Raw genomic sequence first — 17959 nt, 5'->3', positions numbered from 1 at the left:
TTTCGAAAAAACGGACATGGCTTTCGCCATATCCGTTTCATTGATTATGCGTTGTACAATTTCCCTGTCAATGGATCGATTGAAATCATTTGACCATCTGTAAAGATTGTCAAAGCATTTTCAACACCGACGATGACTGGTTTGCCGAGTGAAGGACCTACGATCCCAGCATGGCTTGTCAATCCGCCATCTACTGTGATCATTGCAGCTGCTAACTCGATTGCAGGCATCATGTCACGATCGGTTGAGTTCGTAACAAGAATCATACCTTTTTTTGCTTTCGCGTTTGCTTCTTCAGCTGTGTGCGCGATGACGACTTCGCCAACGACACCACGTTCGCCGATTCCGCGACCGTTCGCGATTTCTTTACCAACGATATGAATTTTCAACATGTTCGTTGTACCGGCAGTCAGAGCAGGGATCCCAGCAGAGATGACGACGAGGTCACCGTCTGTGACGAATCCAGCATCTTTTGCTGTATCGGCAGCAAGTGTCAACATATCATCCGTGTTGTCCGAGAGATGATCAACGACGATTGGGTACACACCCCAGACGATATTCAACTGACGCGCAACACGCGCGCTTGGTGTGACCGCAACGATGTTCGCCTCTGGACGGTATTTTGAAATCCGTGATGCCGTGTAGCCTGATTGTGTCGGCGTCAAGATTGCTTTTGCGTCCAAGTTGATTGATGTATGCGTAACCGCTTGAGCGATTGCATCCGTCACCGTGTGCTCACTACGCGTTTGACGATCTTTCAATAATTTTTTGTAGTCAAGCATTTTTTCTGTCCGCTTCGCAATCGTATGCATCATTTGAACAGACTCGATCGGGTAATCCCCTGCTGCTGTTTCGCCTGAAAGCATGATTGCATCCGTTCCATCAAGAATCGCATTCGCGACGTCTGATGCTTCGGCACGTGTCGGACGTGGGAAACGTTGCATCGAATCAAGCATCTGTGTTGCTGTGATGACTGGTTTACCATAGTGATTACAAATTTTGATGAGGTCTTTTTGAGCTGGTGTTACTTCTTCAGTCGGAATCTCGATTCCAAGATCACCACGTGCAACCATCAAACCGTCTGAAATCGCGATGATTTCTTCGATGTTGTCGAAACCTTCTTGATTTTCGATTTTCGGGAAGATTTTGATGTGGCTCGCGTTGTGTTTTTCAAGTAATTGACGAATCGCCACAACGTCAGACGCACGACGGACGAATGAAGCAGCGATTAAATCGATGTCACTCTTGATTCCGAACTCGATGTCTGCGATATCTTTATCTGTCAAAGCAGGTAGGTTAACTTTTACGTTCGGTAAGTTAACACCTTTTTTCGTTTTGATGATACCTTCGTTTTCGATGTCACAAAGAAGTTCACGGTTCGCAAGTTTCTCCGCAACACGAAGTCCGATTAATCCATCGTCTAACATGATCATCGAACCGACTTCGACATCATCATACAAACCGTCATATGTCACAGAGAATTTATCTGCTGTACCGACGATTTCATTTGCATCACCGCTGACGACGATGACTTGTTTGCCACGGACGAGAAGCGCTTTTCCTTCTTCAAACGTATGCGTCCGGATTTCAGGACCTTTTGTATCTAAAAGGATTGTTACTAATTTGTTTGCTTCTTCAGCTGCGCGACGGATATCCGTGATTCGTGCGCCGTGTTCTTCATAGTCACCGTGTGAGAAGTTCAAACGAGCGACGTTCATTCCTGCTTCAATCATTTCTGGAAGACGTTTTTCTGACGCCGGTCCAATCGTACATACAATTTTAGTTCTGCGCATATTCCATAAACCTCCTACAATGTTTGGCCGTTTGTCAACAGTGCCAATAAACCTAACCAAAATGACCTCGAGTATTAAAGATATATTAGATTGAAAGTTGTTTCGACAATTCTAAGATATCAAGATCGAGTACATGTTTGTTTTCATCTAATGCTTCGTCAATATCAAGATCCATCATTTTACCACCCCGAACGCCAACAACACGTCCCTGTTTACCTTCAAGTAAAATGTCGATTGCGTAAGCGCCCATCCGGCTCGCAAGTACGCGGTCAGCAGCTGTTGGCGCTCCTCCACGTTGAACATGACCTAACACGGTAACGCGTGTATCAAGCCCCGTTTCTTTCGCGATTTGATCCCCAACATCTTGCGCCCGACCTGCACCTTCAGCGACGATGACGATTGAGTGTTTTTTACCACGATTGACACCACTTTGAATACGATCGAGGACTTCTTTTAAATCTTCTGGACGCTCTGGAACAAGAATCGACTCCGCCCCACCTGCTAATCCAGCATAGAGTGCGATATCTCCAGCATCACGACCCATGACTTCGATGACATATGTCCGTTCATGCGAAGATGCCGTATCCCGGATTTTATCGATTGCTTCGAGCGCTGTATTGAGCGCTGTATCAAATCCAATCGTATAATCCGTTCCTGGAATATCATTATCAATCGTTCCCGGAAGACCGATTGTCGGGAAACCAAGTCCCGTCAGTTTTTGAGCACCACGGTACGACCCGTCGCCACCTACGACGACAAGTGCGTCAATTTCGAACTTCTTCAAGTTGACGACTGCTTTCGCACGTCCTTCTTCTGTGCGGAACTCAGGACAGCGAGCTGAACGAAGGAATGTTCCTCCACGCTGAATAATGTCCCCAACTGACCCAAGGTTCAATTGGACGAGATCTCCATTGATTAAACCTTGATATCCATTGTAGACACCAAATACTTCTAGGCCATGAAAAATTGCTTTACGTGTAACAGCACGCACCGCAGCATTCATCCCGGGTGCATCTCCACCACTTGTTAAGACAGCAATCCGTTTTAAACTCACGTTAATCACCTCTCTATTAATCTGAATCTAAAATAGCACGTTGTTTTCTTGTTTTACAACAGGGCAGATTGCATAAACTTGAACAGACAGTTTGTTCAGCCTATCACGAAATAAGGAATCCCAACCATGATAGCGATTACATGCCCCTTATGTGCCAATCCGGTGATATTTTTCTGTGCGCTTCTCAATCAGCTGTTCTGATGTTAACTGTGTAAGATACGCAAGCTTCTGTTCTAGTACAACTTTTAATTTGTCCGCCTGTAATGAAACATCTAAGTGTGCTCCACCAATGACTTCAGGAATGATTGCATCCGCAATCCCTAGACGCAATAAATCGGGTGCAGTAATTCGCATTGATTCCGCCGCTTGTTCTGCAAGACTTGCATCTTTCCAAAGCAAAGCAGCTGCACCTTCAGGTGATATGACAGAGTACGTTGAGTTTTCGAGCATCAACAGTTCATCACATACACCGATACCAAGCGCTCCACCAGAACCGCCTTCGCCAATGACGATCGAGATGATCGGCACTTCCATGCCAGCCATTTCAAAGAGATTTTTCGCGATCGCCTCGCTTTGGCCGCGCTCTTCCGCTGCACGACCCGGGTAAGCCCCTTTCGTATCGATGAACGTAATGATTGGACGGTTGAACTTCACGGCTTGTTGCATGAGTCGTAGTGCTTTTCGATATCCTTCCGGATGAGGCATTCCAAAGTTTCGGCGGATGTTTTCCTTCGTATCCTTACCACGCTGATGGCCGATGATTGTTACAGGTCGACCGTTCAGCATCGCGATTCCACCAACGATTGCAGCATCATCATATCCATGCCGGTCGCCATGAAGTTCGATGAAGTCGTCACAAATCCGCTCGACATAATCAAGCGTCGTCGGTCGTTCAGGATGACGTGCCAACTGCACACGGTTCCACGCTTTCATATTCCCATAAATATCGAGTTCTAATCGACGTAATCGTTCTTCGAGCAAATTCAGCTCTTCTTTAAAATCGAGACCTTGCGTTTCCGCCATGTCGTGAAGTTCTAATATTTTCTCGCGTAACGCGATGACTGGTTGATCAAATGGTTGCATGATTTGTTCCCTCCGCGTGCATCATCAGAATTCGTTTATAGTAGGTCTTCAAATCGTGTCGTGATACGACATCATCGAGTTGACCCGCTTGTAGTAGAAATTCCGACGTCTGAAAATCTTCCGGCAATTTTTCTCGAATCGTTTGTTCGATGATCCGTCGTCCTGCAAATCCAATCAACGCACCCGGCTCTGCAATGTTGTAGTCTCCAAGCATCGCAAAACTAGCTGAGACACCACCTGTCGTCGGATGAGTCATGCATGAGATGTAGAGGAGTCCGGCATCCGAATGTTGCTTCAGGAATAAACTCGACTTCGCCATCTGCATTAAACTGACCATGCCTTCTTGCATCCGTGCCCCACCTGAAGCAGAGAAAATCGTTACAGGCAATCGGTGTTTCGTTGCATACCGGACTGCTTCTGCAATCGCTGCTCCAACTGCCGCCCCCATCGAACCCATCCGAAAGCGTGCATCCATCACACACGCAACGAGTGGATAACCATCCACCGTCCCGACACCACAGACGATGGCTTCTTCAAGACCTGTCCGCACTTGATCCCCCTTCAATTTTTCTGGATAATCTTGAAATTGAAGCGGGTCTGCTTTTACGATCGGAAGATCAAAATATGTGATGCTACCGTCATCAAATAGTTGCGAAAACCGTTCCTGCGCCGTCAAAGGATGGTGATATCCACATGTACAGACACGCAAGTTGGCTTCAAGTTGTTTCGTATATTGGATTAATTTACATTTTGGACATTTCGTCATCAGTCCGACTGGGACGTCGACCCGTTGCTCTTTCGTCGTCAACGTCACGAACTTTTTAGGTTTTCGAAAAAATGCTTGCACGTTAGTTCCCCCTTGTAGTTCCTAAGAGCGTTTCAGGAGTGCTTCCCGTTCCGCTCGCGTATAGAGTTCCCCTTGACCAAAACTTTGATAAAATGCATTCACTTGTCTCCAAATCCGCTCGAACAAATCATTTTTCACCGTATTGATCAACGTTTCTCGAAACGCAGTATCTGAATCGAGATGTTCTTCCAGAAACGTATGATCGTCCAACTGGGCAATAGCAGATTGTTCAAGTAAGCGAAGTGTTCCTGCTAAATCTTCAAATTTCGAGTCGCCGGTCACTAAAAATTGGGCAATGATTTGAATATAGGTATGGTCGTCACGATTTAAAAGAAAGCTTCCTCCACCATGTCTCGTCTCGATGATTCCGAGATAAGCAAGCGTTCGCAATGCTTCCCTGACGGACGGTCGGCTGATTGCTAGTCGATCAGCCAACTCACGTTCAGATGGGATCCGATCTCCCGGAACTAATCCATCCTGCTCAATCATCAATTTAATTGCCGCGATGTTCATTTCAAAAGCGTTTCGCTTTTTCTCCATTTTTACGGCACCACCTTTCTGACGTACCCGTCATTACATAAAATTAGGTGGCATTGGTCAGACCAATTACCCCTTATTATAACAAATCTTATTACCTACTACTAGTTTGATCGGGGGACATTTTTTAAGATGATGTTCGCTTCACCAAATTGAATCCGTAATTGCGCGAACAGCTCTTCTTCATGACGAATCGCATATAAACCCGGCAACGTCTTTGTTTCGTTCGTGTCAGCATAGCGGACGACGACCGGAATGTCACCCGGTGCGATTTCAAGTACACGTTCAAGAGGAGCCAGCTCATTTTTAGAAGGTAACTTGATGAACAAGACATCTTGACCAAGCGGACGTAACCGCTCTAACACGAACTGCCGTTCACCTGCCCGGTCTTGCACCTTCACTTCGATCAACAACACGTTTCCGACATACAACGATCGTTTATACATGTCGTACTGTTTCGGGAAAATGACGACCTCTTCGTTCGAATACCCATCAACGGCTTGCATGACGCCCATTGATTGTGCACGCTTCGTCTTAAATTCCCGCAGCTGCTCGATATAACACACAAGATAGACGGATTCTTCCATCTCGCTTGAAACATCATGAAAGTGCGTCGTCTCGACTTGGGGTGTCATCGCTGTCATCAAAGGTGAGTAGGTTAACCAGAATCCAAGTGCTTCACGTTCGAGCCGCGCCCAGTCCGTCGCAGTACGTGTGACGGCTTTTGTCGTTGCCCGCTTACCGAGGCTTGCTAATTCGTCCGGTAACAACGTATTCGAAGCCATCGTAAAGTAATCAAGGACTTCTTGTTCCGCTAATCCCCGGTCGCCATGTGTCGCACGGTCGAATGCTCCACCATAGAGTAACAATTCGATTTTAGCGCGTTCTTTTTTTCCCCAGCCGACGGTCGTCAGTAACGTCGTGATTGTCTGCGATGATTTCGCTGCTTCTTTCAAAGCTTTGAAATCGCGTTCCGATATTCCACGTAACACTTGAATCCCGAGTCGGATGCCTTTTCCTTCCAGAGTCGAACGATAGTCTGAAATCCAAATATCAGGTGGTAAAGCTGGCAAACGCTTGTCCCGCATCGCCCGGACAAGTCGTTCCGGTTGATCGATCGACACAAGGGAAAAAACTTGTGGATAGTGAGCTTTCATATAACCTAACGCATAACTAATCTTCGTATAGGCGACTGCGTGACTCCGGTTAAAGCCATAGCCCGCGAAACGTTCGATTTGATCATACAGTGTCTCAGCAGTCGTTTGCGCAAGACCATTCTGAACGGCACCTTCTAAAAAACGCACTTTCTCTGATTCGACCGACGCACTATTTTTTTTCGATATCGCCCGACGTAATAAATCTGCTTGCGCCAGTGTAAATCCGGCGACCCGACGCGTGATTTCCATGATTTGCTCTTGATAGACGATGACACCGTATGTCGTCTCTAGTACTTCCGCTAAAATCGGATGAACCGTTTGATAAGGTTGTCCCGCCTTTCGTTTCGCATATAGATCGATGAATTTCATCGGCCCCGGCCGAAAGAGTGACATCGTCGCGACTAAATCTTCAAAACGGGTCGGTTTGACTTCACGTAACGTCTGCTTCATCCCGTTCGATTCAAACTGGAAGATATAATCCGTATCCCCTCGTGCAAATAAACGCAGGGTTGCCGAATCTTCTTCCGGAAGCTCTTCCATCGAAAAATCGGGACGTTCCCGCCGAATCAGCTGTTCCATTTGTCGAAGACGCGTCAAATTCCTGAGTCCTAGTAAATCGATTTTCAAGAGACCTTGTTGTTCGAGTGCTTTCATCAAATATTGGGTGACGAACCGGTCGCTCGATCCTGTATCGAGCGGCGTCGTCTCAATCAAGTCTTCCGAGCCGATGACGACACCGGCTGCATGAATCGACCGCTGTCTTGGCAATCCTTCGATTTCTTGGGCGAGGTGTAACAATTGGCGCCGCTTCTCACTTCCGGAGAACCAGCGGTAGATGGTTTGCTTTTGTTCGATTCCTTGTAAGGTCGTTTCTTTAGCGATTTGCTTCGCCGCAGCATCCGTCTCATCTTTTGAAAACTCGAGGACACGGGCGACATCTCGAAGTGATGCTTTTGCACCAAGGGTCGACAACGTCCCGATTTGACCGACGTGACTTCGACCATATCGGTCAACGAGATAATCCAGTAGCTCCTCGCGGCGTTCGTCCTCAATATCGATATCGATATCCGGCATCGTGATGCGTTCCGGATTTAAGAAACGTTCGAACAGCAACCCATATTTCAACGGATCAACCGTCGTAATGCCTAATGTATAACTGACGAGCGACCCGGCAGCCGACCCACGCCCGGGACCGACACGAATGCCGACCGCTTTCGCATGCCGTACTAAATCCTCGACGATTAAAAAGTAGTCAGCAAATCCAGTTGTTTCGATGACGTCGAGCTCGTAACGGAGTCTCGCCTCCGCAGTCTCATCAACTAGACCGTGTGCCAGTAATCCGTCGCGTGCAAGCTGACGTAGTTTCCCCATTGAGTCATCCGCGACACGTGGCAACGGTCTCGACTGTTTCGGTAATGTAAGTGTTTCTTGCGTCTGCGCCCACTGTTTCAAGAGACGTTGTTCGTGCTCGGTAAAATGTTCGCGTAATTCTTCATCCGACTTGAGATGTGCTTGTCGATTCACTTTTTGTTCTTGAAACGGTGTCCCTTCGTCAATCGCTCGGAGTGCTTGGTAGGCATCTGCGTCGTCACGACGCAAGTAGCGGACGGGATCGATCGGGATGGTTTCCAGTCCTAACTCTTGGGCAACTACCCGGTAACGCTCCCTGCTGTCCCGTTCGACAGTCGAGCGCGCCATTTTCACACCTAAATAGACCGTCGCATTTTTGGCATACCCCATCCAATTCACGACTTGACGCCGAAGTCGCGTTTCATCTTCTGTCGCTTGACGTTTCGGCTCAAGGATTGCGATTAATTCGCTGCATTCCTCTGTTTCCTGTCCACTGGCTAATCGGTATAATATCTGTAATCCCCGACCTGTTTTGGCATACCATAAAATATTGAATTCATCGATTTCCTTCATGTCTTGTTCATAACCGACGACCGGAAGCAAATCCCGTTTTTGACATTCAGAAACGAACGCCGGAACCCCCGTTAACGTCGTCTCGCAAATCGCCGCAGTTGAGGCTCCCCTTCGCTTCAACTCGTCGAGATACGGTGATAGACGAATCATACTCTGCAATGGGCTGTAGGCCGTTCGTACGTTCAATTGCATCATATTTCCTCCCTCCTTTTCTACTTCTTTCATCCATTATAAGTTTTTGCATGGTAAAAGTTTTCAGAACATTCATATCTAGCGACTCCTGACTATCGCCTTCTTACTCAATATTCGATACAATAAGTATAGAAATATCATGACGCGGAAGGAAGGAGTGTTTCTGATGATTTTAAATCGTAGCCAGATTGCCCGTGAAAAAGTCGAGCAACTCAAACTCGGTGTCACTGCCTTTACTGAAACAGAAGAAATCGCCGAACGCATTCGGAAGTCTGTTAAAGAGTTAGAACTCAATGTCATCGAAGACCATACAGAACGCGGAACTTGGTTTATTCCGCAAGAAGAGACAACAACGCACTGAGACCACAAAAGGCTGTCCGCTATGTATCCGAATTTGGATGATAGCGAGCAGCCTCTTTTCATTCGAAGCGGAAGTCTCGTGCGACTGCGTCGAGACGGGCGACGACTTGATCCACTTCTGACAAGTGATCGATTGTCGCACCGGACGCCATCGGATGTCCACCGCCCCGGAACTCCTTCGCTACTTCGTTGATGACGGGTCCTTTTGAACGAATGCGCACGCGGACCTCTTTTTCCGTCTCGAGGAATAACGCCCAACTCTTCATTCCTTTAAGGCCGGCAAAACTATTGACGAGCAACGAAGCTTGTTCGACCGTCGCATCGAAACGTTTTAACGTCTCTTGCGTCAAGACGACATAACCGACGCCTGCATCCGTCAACTGGATATGTTGCAAGACATATCCTTGCAAATGAAGTGCAACGAGTTCCGTTTGATACATGTTTCGATAGAGCCAGTCTGTATCGATTTCGAGATCAAGCAGTTGTGCTGCGACGGCAAACGTTTTGCTCGTCGTCCCTCTAAATTGGAAGCGTCCTGTATCCCCGACGATTCCTGCATAAAATTGAATCGCCGCTGCCGCTGGGATAGGATATCCCCAGTCATTTAACAGATGGACAAGTAATTCCGATGTCGAACTGACGGTCGGATCGACGAGTTGGACTTTTGCATAAGCATCTTCGTCCGGGTGATGATCAATCTTAATGACGTGACGCCCTGTCATCGCAACATGACCGTCGATTCGTGCTTCATTCGCCGTATCTAAAATGACGACGAGTGCTTCTTCATACATTTTCGGTTCCACTGCGTCGAGCTTCCCCATGAACGATAGGGAGTCTGCCATCTCACCGACGGCGTAGATTTTTTTCTCCGGAAATTGTTGCTGCAAAACTTCACGTAACCCGAACTGGCTTCCAAGCGCATCCGGATCCGGTCGTTCATGCCGATGAATAATAATCGTCGATGCGTCTTCAATCAATTGTCTGATTTGTTCTTTCACAGTGCACAGCTCCTCTAAATATTGATATGATACAAACAGATACGAAAAAGAAAGGAAGGTCATCCCCATGCAATTCGTTCTAATCTTGTTAATCGTCTTGTCGCTAGGAGGCTATTTACTCGCTAAGCGTCGTGCATTCCATACGAAGAGTACGAATCGGAAATTTTTATTTAACACCCAAGCAAGCATTTGGCTCAGCCTATTCGTCATCTTGTTCGCAGCCAATCAATTTCTGTCTGGCGACGGATTGACGACGTTGACGGGTAAAATCGTCTGCTCGATTTTAATCGCAGTTGGTCTCGCCTCATTCATCGCTGGTTTCATTCGTTATCGAAAAATTTACCCTTATGTTGTTCGCGAAATGGAACAATCGTAAAAAAGACGGATTCTCCGTCTTTTTTATTTGGTCATTTATCGGTCGATCAATTGTGAGGTCACAAGTGCCTTCGCAACAATTTGGGTTCCTTGGTACATCTCGACGTCGACTTTACCGAACTTCCGGCCAACATCAAATACATTTGCCCGAATCGTAATCGTACTTTCAATCTGGACCGGCTTGATGAAGTAGATGCTGACATTTTCGATGACGAGGTCACCCTTCTTCATATGCCGTAACATCCGTGTCGCACCCTCGACAAGCAGCGTCGTCAGGACGCCACTCGACGCCGTCCCCATGAAATTCGTCATCTGCGGTGAGACTTCAAGCGACAGGTACTGCCCACGATCATCTTCCGCCGTCTTAATTTGCCCTGTAATCAAATCATCAAACGTTTCGCCGACTTGCGGCTGACGATTTGCGAGTTGGAGTGCCTTCAAGACATCTTGCCGACTGATGATGCCTAGCAACCTGCCGTACTGGTCGATGACCGGCAACATTTCGATCCCTTCCCAAACCATCTGGTGCGCCGAGTTCGTTACGCTCGTCCGAATACCGACCGTGATCGGATGGCGGGTCATGACTTTTTCAACCGGCCAATCATGCGGTCGGTCAATGATGTCTTTCGCCGTGACAACGCCGACGACCTTCATCTGTTCATCGATGACAGGATACCGATTGTGTTTCGTCTGTTCGTTCAATTCATGCCATCTTGAAATCGGGTCGTTCGTCTGTAAATAGAAGGTATCATGCAACGGAATCAAAATATCGGAAACGAGCAAAATCTCCTTTTTGATCAGGCGATCGTAAATCGCCCGGTTAATCATCGTCGCAACCGTAAACGTATCGTACGACGTCGAAATGATAGGAAGTTCCATTTCATCTGCCAAGCGCTTCGCATCTTCCGTCGTATCGAAACCGCCTGTGATTAAGACTGCCGCTCCCGCCTCGAGAACCAGTTCATGCGCCTTCTCTCGGTTACCGATGATAACGAGACTATCGACGTCGATGTATCGCATCATCGCCTCTAACTTCATCGCACCGATAACGAATTTCGTTAACGTCTTGTGTAGACCGTTCCGTCCGCCGAGAACTTGTCCGTCAACGATGTTGACAACTTCTGCAAACGTCAGTTTTTCAATATTTTCTTTCTGTTTTTTCTTAATGCGGATCGTCCCGACCCGTTCAATCGTCGAAACAAAGCCTAGATTTTCGGCTTCTTTAATCGCACGGTATGCCGTACCTTCCGATACCGTTAAATCTTTCGCAATCTGCCGGACGGATATTTTTGCGCCAACATCGAGATCTTCAATGTGTCGGATGATCTGTTCGTGTTTCGTAGGCATGCTGTATCCCTTCTTTTTCCTATATTCTACTCTTCTGTCATTATACTGTACTACTCGAAAGAATGAAAAGTGTACTAGTCCGATTTGCGAGAAATGTTTTCCAAAAGCAAGGATGTTATACTGAAAAGTGACTATTAGAGAGGTGGGAATAAGATGTTAGAACGTACGAATCAAATCAGCCAAGTATTAAAAGAATCAGGCATCGATGTCGCCTTGATTACTTCAAAAGCCGGTGTATTCTATTTTTCTGGTGTCTACGCTGAACCACACGAGCGTGTCATGGCCGTCATCGTTGACGCGAATGGAAAACGAGCACTCTTCTGCCCAGCACTCGAAGCAAGTATCGTAGCAGCAAGTCCATGGGATGGTGAAGTCGTCACTTATGCCGATCATGAAAATCCATTCGACAAAATCGCGCAATTGCTCGGCTCGTTCGCCGTCTCAAACAACCGACTCGGGATTGAAGGGGAACACATGACGTTCAGCCGTTTCAAAGAGCTTGAGTCTCGTTTGGAAAATGCGGCAATTCTCGATATCGGAGATAAGCTCCAAGCATTGCGCCTCCAAAAAGATTCAGAAGAAATCACGATTTTGCGCGAAGCCGCTCAACTCGCAGACGAAGCAATCGAAATCGGGAAAAATGCAATTCGCCCCGGCGTGACTGAAATCGAAGTCATCGCACAAATCGAATTCGAGATGAAGAAAAAAGGCGTCCGCGAAATGTCTTTTGATACACTCGTCTTATTCGGTGCAAACAGCGCTGATCCGCACGGTGTCCCTGGCGACCGCGTCATTAAAGAGGGCGATTTCGTTTTGTTCGACCTCGGTGTCGTTTGGAAAGGGTACTGCTCTGATATTACACGGACGTTCGTTTTTGGAACTCCGAGTGCGGAACAGGAAAAAATGTATCAAACTGTTTTAACCGCGCTTGAAGCAGCGACAGATGCGAGTCGTGTCGGCATCACACTCGGTACACTCGACGAAGCGGCACGGAACGTCATCGACCAGGCTGGTTATGGCGAATACTTCACGCACCGCGTTGGTCACGGTCTTGGAATCGACGTCCATGAATTCCCGTCACTTGCATCGAATAATCTTCTGACAGCTGAGCCTGGTATCGTCTATACACTTGAGCCTGGCATCTACGTCCCTGACGTTGGTGGCGTTCGAATCGAAGACGACATTCATTTAACAGCAGACGGTCCAGAAGCATTGACGCGCTATCCGAAACACTTACAATCAATCGAAGCCAACTAAACATCTACTAAAAAAGGTTAGCTCAACCGACTGAATTCTTCGGATGAGCTAACCTTTTTTTATTTTCGCGACTGATGAACGACGTTGACGCCACCTGTCACATCGAGAATTGCACCCGTAATCAGACTCGCATCTTCTGCAAGTAAAAATGAAATGGCGCGGGCGATATCGCCCCCGACACCGGTCCGGCCGACAGGCGTTTGATCGTCTGCGACTGCTTCATCAATCCACTTCGTCTTGTTGTCTCCGACGATGTTTCCGGGATTGACCATATTCGCCGTAATCCCGTACTCCGCCTCTTCTAACGCAACACTTTTCGTTAAGCTGACCATCCCACTCTTCGCAGCAGCGAAAGCAGCTCGATAAATCCATCCTGGTGCTGTCGCACTTTCCGGAAAACCATATGTGATGACACGTCCATAGCGTTGCTCCCGCATGATTGGAATCACTTTCCGTAGTAACCAAAAGCTCGCCGTCAAATTCCCTGCGACGACTTCGTCCCACTCTTCGTCTGAATAATCGACGAGTGATTTCCGTTCAAAAATATACGGTCCCGCATTAAGTATCAATGCATCAATCCGCCCATGCTTTTCCATCGCTTCATCTACTGCTTTAAGCAATTCGGTTTGTTTCGTCACATCTGCTTGAATTGGATAAAGACGTTCATGTTCAAACTCCGGCTTCGATCGGTGCAATGCTGTCACATACCATCCTTCGTCTAACAGACGGCGTGTCACCATTTCTCCAAGCCCTTTCGTTCCTGCTGTAATCAACGCGTGCCTCATCTTGGCATCGCCCCCTTTCACCTTGTTCTATCTTACGATGTTCACGTTTGAAGAACAATTTTTAGAACTCTAACAATGTTCAACACTTTCCATTTGTGGGAATGGTATAATAAGGACGTAGTATCAGCCGAATACGAAGGGATGGATTCATCATGGCAATCGTATATCATAACGTACTAGTAGCAGTTGACGGATCAAAAGAAGCAGAACGTGCATTTGAGACCGCAATCGACGTCTCACTTCGAAATGACGCCAAGTTAGTCATCGCCCATGTCATCGATACACGGACGTTCGCGACTGTCGAAGCATATGACCGCACAATCACAGAGCGTGCCGAGTCTTATGCAAAAGAATTACTAGACGAATATGTCAAAACGGCGCAAGAACGTGGAGTCAAAGATGTGGAAGTCGCAATCGAGTACGGTTCACCGAAAGTCACGATTGCGAAGAAACTCGCTCCAAATCATGATGTCGATTTAATCATTTGTGGTGCGACCGGCCTGAATGCCGTCGAACGTTTCTTCATCGGTAGTGTCTCTGAAAGCATCACACGTTACGCCAAATGTGATGTTTTGATCGTCCGTCTTTAATTGAATTCATTATTTTCTCCGCACCTTCTCACGAGGGTGCTTTTTTTCGTAAAAAAATCCATCGAGCCGATGCCCGATGGATAGATGTGCTTATTTAAATTTAACGGTGACGTTACGACGTCCCCAGCTGAATGCTTCTGAGCGCGAGTAGTACAAGATATCAAGTTTTTTTCCCTTGATGGCTCCACCTGTATCCGCTGCCGTGTACGTACCTTTTAATTTCCCTTTATAATACACTTTGACCGTCGAACGAAGCGGGATGACACGCGGGTCGACCGCTACGACTTTTTTCTTCGAACTCTTGATGTTCCAACCAATCGCTGTCAAGTTGCCACTGCCCGGATCGTACGGCGTGTAAGCTGTCGCACTGACGTTTGTTAGTGTTTTCCAACCGCTTGACGATTGTTTTTTAGAAGACGAGCTCTTGACGACCTTTGAATAACGTGCGCTTAAGTATGCTGTTTTTCCTTTGTAGCTTACTTTGTACCAGTTACCTGTTTTTGCTTTGTACGGTAAAGTTTGATTTTTATAAAGAAGACCTAATTTTTTCGATGACGTGGTTGCTTTTTGACGAACAACTAGGCTATTGACCGACGATTTAACATTCTTTTTAGTAGCAGCTTCTGCTTGAAGACCTGCAAACGAACTGAGTGCTAACAACATTGCTAAAACACTAGCGAGTATTCGTTTCATCATGTAATCTCTCCTCCATAATTGTTCCCGATTTGTTAACTGAGATTAATATACATGACAAAAAGGGGCAGTGCCGTTACATATAGACCACAAAAAAATGTCGTTACTATTACTATTATGTTACAAAAGGCTCATATTTATGTTTTCAAACCTTATTTACGACTTATTTTTGAAATGAAGACAGATTTCAGAACGTTATATGACAAAGACTGTAACATAACTAAAAAACAAGAACAAAAGTTCTCGTTAAAAAAATCATTGTTTTAGCTTTATCAATACAAAAAAAGACCGGACATGATGTCCGGCCTTCGTGTAGATAAACTCTTACGAAACGTGAACATGCGATATCGAGGCGGATTTCGCTCTAAAGTGTCTGCATGCTGGATTTCCATCATGGTATTCCCTAAAAAGCGTCACGTTTCGTTGACTCCTACGGAAAAGTGCGTGTTTAACGCACGTTCAGAGGCAGGCAAAACCCTGCTCGTTGTCCGCTAGGATCCAAGGAGCAACGGCTTGCGCCTCGCCCGAGGAAAGCAACGAAAAAAGACGCTTGATCTCCCGATAGCACATTGTCTACAGTCAGAAGACCGGACATGACGTCCGGCCTTCTGCATGTTAGTACTTATGCATTTTGTTCAATCAATCCACCGACACGAACTGTATCACGTGCGATCATCAATTCTTCATTCGTCGGAATGATGATGACTTTGACTGGTGAGTGCGGGTAGTTGATGAAGAGTTCTTCTCCACGCGCTCCGTTGTTAAGCGATGGATCCCAGTAGACGCCCATGAACTCGAGTCCACGGAGAACACGCTCACGAATCGAGTCAGAGTTTTCACCGACACCTGCCGTGAAGATGATGGCATCGACGCCGTTCATCTCTGCAGCATATTGTCCGATGTATCCATGAATCCGGTTCGCGAAAATACGAAGTGCCATTTCAGAACGGTGGTTTCCTTCCGTTGCTGCTGATTCAACATCACGTAAGTCACTTGAAAGACCAGATAATCCGTAGATTCCTGATTCTTTGTTCATGACGTTCAAGACGTCTTCTGCCGACTTCCCTGTTTTCTCCATCAGGAACGGAATCAAGGCCGGGTCAAGCGAACCAGAACGTGTTCCCATCGTAATTCCTTCAAGTGGCGTGAAGCCCATCGTCGTATCGAGTGACTCACCGCCAGCAACTGCTGCAATCGATGCCCCACTACCGAGGTGACAAGAAATCAAACGAAGGTCTTTAAGCGGACGTCCGAGCAACTCAGATGCACGTTCCGTAACATATTTGTGGCTCGTACCGTGGAAGCCATATTTCCGAATGCCGTATTCCGTATAGTATTCGTACGGAAGGCTGTAAAGGAAGTTTTCTTCTGGCATCGTTTGGTGGAAGGCCGTATCGAAGACAGCCACTTGCTCGACTTCCGGCAAGATTGCTTGGAACGCACGAATCCCGATCAAGTTTGGTGGGATGTGGAGTGGACCGAGCTCTGTATAGGAATCGATATCTTTAATGACATCTTCCGTAATCACGACAGAATCCGCATACTTTTCTTTACCATGAAGGACACGGTGTCCAACACCTTTGATTTCATCGTAAGAAGAAATGATGCCAAACTCCATCAACTTTTCAAGTGAGAGTTCTACTGCTTCTTTATGTGTTGCAAGCGGAAGGACGTCTGTATACTTTTGCCCTTCACCATATTTAATTGTAAAAATTGCATCGTCTTTCCCGACACGCTCTACTAAACCGATTGCTACTAACGTTTCACTCGGCATCTCAAGTAGTTGGAACTTAAGCGACGAACTACCAGCATTTACCGCCATAATTTTTGCCATGATCTATTTTCCCCTTTTCCATTCAAAATCAGTAGACATTCACATCTGTGTGGGTGTTCTATTTTTTCTGTCTTACATTAGGATAGTCAAATTAACAATAGAATTCAATTACTTTTCACTTTTCATTTTAATTCTGTATTAATCCATTCATCAATCTGTTTCACCATTCCACCAAATGCACGTGCATCGGTGAATGACGGGAGTTCAGCAAGTAATGCTTGTTTTGGCATCGTCATTCCCGCTAGGTGATTTCGGACGATTAAATAACTTTTTGCTGCCTGTTCTTGCTTGAACATGGTTAATGGCAGTTGCAAGATGCCGACGACATGTGCCTTCGTCTCAAAATACTGCTTCAATTTCCCTTCCGTATCGTGCTCAAATAATCCATTCGGGATGACAAAGACACCGAATCCGCCTGGTTTAACATAATTCATCGCCTGTTCAATCAAAAGAAAGTGGCTGTAACTCATTCCTTCTTCTCGTTTTAACACATACTCTTTTGATACTTCTTCGTCCGGATAGTAACCAATCGGCAAGTCTGCCATCGCGAGATCGACCGGATCTAACAGTAGAGGACGGAGTGCATCTTGATGCGTGTAAGTGACGGGATAATTGAGTAATTCCGTGATTGAAGCCGATAACCGGACTAACGTTTCATCGACTTCGACTGCTTCTGCTGCCGTCCCCGTCGGAAGTTGACTCATGACGGCATGAAGCATCCCACCTGTTCCACTACCAAGATCAAGTAACCGAGCGTCGTCCTTCTTGATTAGTTTCCCGATTAAATAACCTGCAAACAATGCAACGCTGTCCGGTGTCGGCAAATGATTCGGTTGTGCCTGTTTCATTCCTTCGAGAACAGCAAGCGAAACAGCTTTCCGAATGACTTCCGGATCGACTTTTTCAGTATGGCGGTCATTTAAGCGATCAATGACCTCCGTCAGCGCCTCTAAATAGGGCATATCAAGGTCGCGTTCTAATTTTCTCGTTTGTTGCGTTAGTTCCTTATATAATTTTTCTAATGCTTCCATCGTCAGTTCATCCTTTCAAAACGAAACGGCCCCCCATATTTCCTGGGAGCCGTTCTTCTCATTACATCCATTGTATCTGTTTTACGTCGTTTGTAAACTATTC

General features: G+C 46.5%; 16 protein-coding genes. 4 read left to right on the top strand and 12 right to left on the bottom strand.

What is annotated here, in order from left to right; all coding sequences use genetic code 11:
- Positions 1-44: 44 nt before the first annotated feature.
- From pyk to dnaE, 6 genes are all read right to left on the bottom strand, one after another.
- Positions 45-1793 (bottom strand): pyruvate kinase, encoded by a 1749-nt coding sequence (gene pyk / locus KNP99_RS06250; protein ID WP_088837607.1) that lies wholly within the window; start codon positions 1791-1793, stop codon positions 45-47.
- A gap of 85 nt (positions 1794-1878) precedes the next feature.
- Positions 1879-2847 (bottom strand): 6-phosphofructokinase, encoded by a 969-nt coding sequence (pfkA, locus tag KNP99_RS06245; protein ID WP_088837608.1) that lies wholly within the window; start codon positions 2845-2847, stop codon positions 1879-1881.
- A gap of 147 nt (positions 2848-2994) precedes the next feature.
- Complete coding sequence (gene accA, locus KNP99_RS06240) at positions 2995-3930, bottom strand: acetyl-CoA carboxylase carboxyl transferase subunit alpha (RefSeq protein WP_029331147.1); 936 nt, start codon at positions 3928-3930, stop codon at positions 2995-2997.
- Positions 3917-4777: an acetyl-CoA carboxylase, carboxyltransferase subunit beta gene (gene accD, locus KNP99_RS06235; RefSeq protein WP_215193115.1), complete on the bottom strand. Its 861-nt coding sequence runs from the start codon at positions 4775-4777 to the stop codon at positions 3917-3919. Before accD ends, accA begins: the two co-directional genes overlap by 14 nt.
- 21 nt (positions 4778-4798) lie before the next feature.
- Positions 4799-5317, bottom strand: a complete 519-nt coding sequence (locus tag KNP99_RS06230; protein WP_214768727.1) for a FadR/GntR family transcriptional regulator — start codon at positions 5315-5317, stop codon at positions 4799-4801.
- Positions 5318-5418: 101 nt separating this feature from the next.
- Positions 5419-8589 (bottom strand): DNA polymerase III subunit alpha, encoded by a 3171-nt coding sequence (dnaE, locus tag KNP99_RS06225; protein WP_214804339.1) that lies wholly within the window; start codon positions 8587-8589, stop codon positions 5419-5421.
- Between the two features lie 163 nt (positions 8590-8752).
- On the opposite strand from dnaE, the gene KNP99_RS06220 reads away from it, so the two are divergent.
- On the top strand, positions 8753-8947 hold the full coding sequence (locus KNP99_RS06220; protein WP_214766574.1) for a YtzJ family protein: 195 nt from the start codon (positions 8753-8755) through the stop codon (positions 8945-8947).
- A gap of 58 nt (positions 8948-9005) precedes the next feature.
- On the opposite strand, the gene KNP99_RS06215 is transcribed toward KNP99_RS06220, so the two are convergent.
- The gene (locus KNP99_RS06215) at positions 9006-9944 is read right to left on the bottom strand and encodes a DHH family phosphoesterase (RefSeq protein WP_088837613.1); all 939 of its coding nucleotides are present in this window, start codon (positions 9942-9944) and stop codon (positions 9006-9008) included.
- Positions 9945-10011: 67 nt separating this feature from the next.
- Here KNP99_RS06215 and KNP99_RS06210 point away from each other — a divergent pair, with 67 nt between their 5' ends.
- Positions 10012-10320 carry a YtpI family protein gene (locus KNP99_RS06210; protein ID WP_088837614.1) on the top strand — a complete coding sequence of 103 codons (309 nt, stop codon included), beginning with the start codon at positions 10012-10014 and terminating at the stop codon, positions 10318-10320.
- A gap of 35 nt (positions 10321-10355) precedes the next feature.
- On the opposite strand, the gene KNP99_RS06205 is transcribed toward KNP99_RS06210, so the two are convergent.
- Positions 10356-11666, bottom strand: a complete 1311-nt coding sequence (locus tag KNP99_RS06205) for a DRTGG domain-containing protein (protein ID WP_029331154.1) — start codon at positions 11664-11666, stop codon at positions 10356-10358.
- A 153-nt stretch (positions 11667-11819) separates the two neighbouring features.
- On the opposite strand from KNP99_RS06205, the gene KNP99_RS06200 reads away from it, so the two are divergent.
- Entirely contained in the window at positions 11820-12923 is a 1104-nt protein-coding gene (locus KNP99_RS06200; RefSeq protein ID WP_215193114.1) for a M24 family metallopeptidase, read from the top strand.
- A 59-nt stretch (positions 12924-12982) separates the two neighbouring features.
- Here KNP99_RS06200 and KNP99_RS06195 read toward each other — a convergent pair whose 3' ends face one another.
- Positions 12983-13708 carry an SDR family oxidoreductase gene (locus tag KNP99_RS06195; RefSeq protein WP_088837617.1) on the bottom strand — a complete coding sequence of 242 codons (726 nt, stop codon included), beginning with the start codon at positions 13706-13708 and terminating at the stop codon, positions 12983-12985.
- Positions 13709-13860: 152 nt separating this feature from the next.
- Between KNP99_RS06195 and KNP99_RS06190 the strand changes: the two genes are divergently transcribed.
- Positions 13861-14298 (top strand): universal stress protein, encoded by a 438-nt coding sequence (locus tag KNP99_RS06190; protein WP_088837618.1) that lies wholly within the window; start codon positions 13861-13863, stop codon positions 14296-14298.
- A gap of 90 nt (positions 14299-14388) precedes the next feature.
- On the opposite strand, the gene KNP99_RS06185 is transcribed toward KNP99_RS06190, so the two are convergent.
- The 3 genes from KNP99_RS06185 to KNP99_RS06175 all read right to left on the bottom strand — a co-directional run bounded on the left by KNP99_RS06185 (position 14389) and on the right by KNP99_RS06175 (position 17856).
- Complete coding sequence (locus tag KNP99_RS06185) at positions 14389-14994, bottom strand: 3D domain-containing protein (RefSeq protein WP_029331158.1); 606 nt, start codon at positions 14992-14994, stop codon at positions 14389-14391.
- 619 nt (positions 14995-15613) lie between these two features.
- Positions 15614-16825: an acetate kinase gene (locus tag KNP99_RS06180; RefSeq protein ID WP_088837619.1), complete on the bottom strand. Its 1212-nt coding sequence runs from the start codon at positions 16823-16825 to the stop codon at positions 15614-15616.
- A gap of 122 nt (positions 16826-16947) precedes the next feature.
- Positions 16948-17856 (bottom strand): class I SAM-dependent methyltransferase, encoded by a 909-nt coding sequence (locus tag KNP99_RS06175; protein ID WP_088837620.1) that lies wholly within the window; start codon positions 17854-17856, stop codon positions 16948-16950.
- Between the last annotated feature and the right edge of the window lie 103 nt (positions 17857-17959).

This window comes from Exiguobacterium sp. s95, from assembly GCF_018618655.1.
GTDB lineage: Bacteria > Bacillota > Bacilli > Exiguobacteriales > Exiguobacteriaceae > Exiguobacterium_A > Exiguobacterium_A oxidotolerans.
The sequence above is the reverse complement of the archived record's forward strand: the minus strand, read 5'-3'. Positions and strand labels throughout refer to the sequence as shown.